We start from the raw sequence: 1,836 nt of genomic DNA, 5'->3' as shown, positions 1-1,836 counted from the left end.
GTCATGATAATAGGGCCTTCTGATTAGAAGGCCCTATTATCAATGATTTTTATCCTCGTGACGACACTATCTAGCGGTGATTCATTTCACAGATTAATGATTCTGATAAAGCGGCTAAGATAATAAGTGATCCAGATTACGGCATTTCGCCGTAATCAGCATATGATCGCGAGTATCTGGCCGATTGAGGGGATAATCGTCGGTCTGAAATCACACATGACCACATATATATTGTGTGTTTGGTGCATTCATTCGTAGCTTGATAAAGAAGGTTCACATGTTAAACAACATTCGTATCGAAGAAGATTTGTTGGGTACAAGGGAAGTTCCAGCGGATGCCTACTACGGTGTGCATACTCTTAGAGCGATTGAGAACTTCTACATTAGTAATAGCAAAATCAGCGACATCCCGGAGTTTGTTCGGGGGATGGTGATGGTGAAAAAGGCAGCAGCACTGGCCAACAAAGAGTTGCATACCATCCCGAAGAGTATTGCGAATACCATCGTGGCAGCATGTGATGAAGTCCTGAACAACGGCAAATGTATGGACCAGTTCCCGGTCGACGTCTATCAGGGCGGCGCGGGGACCTCGGTCAACATGAACACCAACGAAGTGCTGGCAAATATCGGTCTGGAGTTAATGGGCCATCAGAAAGGTGAATACCAGTTCCTCAACCCTAACGACCACGTTAACAAATGCCAGTCCACCAACGATGCCTATCCAACCGGGTTCCGTATTGCGGTGTACACCTCCATCCTCAAATTGGTCGACGCCATCAACCAGTTGGGTGAAGGCTTTGAGCATAAAGCAGATGAATTCCGCGACATCCTGAAAATGGGCCGCACACAGTTGCAGGACGCCGTGCCGATGACGCTGGGGCAAGAATTCCACGCCTTCAACGTGCTGCTGGTTGAAGAGACGAAAAACCTGCTGCGCACCTCCGAACTGCTGCTGGAAGTGAACCTCGGCGCAACGGCTATCGGAACCCGTCTGAACACCCCGGATGGCTATCAACAGTTGGCGGTGCAAAAGCTGGCAGAAGTGAGCAACCTGCCCGTGGTACCGGCGGAAGACCTGATTGAAGCGACCTCCGACTGCGGTGCTTACGTGATGGTGCACAGCGCGCTGAAACGCCTGGCCGTCAAAATGTCCAAGATCTGTAATGACCTGCGCCTGCTCTCATCTGGCCCGCGCGCCGGCCTGAACGAAATCAACCTGCCGGAACTGCAGGCAGGCTCATCCATCATGCCAGCCAAAGTAAACCCGGTGGTGCCGGAAGTGGTGAACCAGGTGTGTTTCAAAGTCATTGGTAACGACACCACTGTCACCATGGCCTCCGAAGCGGGCCAGCTACAGCTGAACGTGATGGAACCGGTGATTGGCCAGGCGATGTTTGAGTCTATCCATATTCTGACCAACGCCTGCTACAACCTGCTGGAAAAATGCGTTAGCGGCATCACCGCCAACAAATCCGTGTGCGAAGGCTATGTCTATAACTCTATTGGCATCGTGACCTACCTCAACCCGTTTATTGGCCACCACAATGGCGACATCGTTGGCAAGATTTGCGCCGAAACGGGCAAGAGCGTGCGTGAGGTCGTGCTGGAGCGCGGCCTGCTGACCGAAGCGGAACTGGATGACATCTTCTCAGCACAGAACCTGATGCATCCGGCCTATAAGGCCAAGCGTTACACCGATGAAAGCGAACAGTAACGCTGACGGCTAGAGCCAAAAGGCACGTCAGCCCTGACGTGCCTTTTTTTTAGATAGTGTCGTCACGAGGATAAAAATCATTGATAATAGGGCCTTCTAATCAGAAGGCCCTATTATCATGA

Annotated in this window: 1 protein-coding gene; it reads left to right on the top strand. The window is 51.1% G+C overall.

Translation table 11 applies throughout. The features are described from left to right. Positions 1-277 precede the first annotated feature (277 nt). Positions 278-1,714 (top strand): aspartate ammonia-lyase, encoded by a 1,437-nt coding sequence (gene aspA / locus ACSZPU_RS25465; RefSeq protein ID WP_499004384.1) that lies wholly within the window; start codon positions 278-280, stop codon positions 1,712-1,714. Positions 1,715-1,836 lie beyond the last annotated feature (122 nt).

This window comes from Phytobacter sp. V69 (assembly GCF_965644215.1).
In the GTDB taxonomy this organism is placed as follows: domain Bacteria; phylum Pseudomonadota; class Gammaproteobacteria; order Enterobacterales; family Enterobacteriaceae; genus Phytobacter.
The sequence above is the reverse complement of the archived record's forward strand: the minus strand, read 5'-3'. Positions and strand labels throughout refer to the sequence as shown.

What these genes read in the sequence shown, in the direction of transcription:
- aspA (WP_499004384.1), top strand. Translation starts at nt 278, where the DNA reads ATGTTAAACAACATTCGTATCGAAGAAGATTTGTTGGGTACAAGGGAA.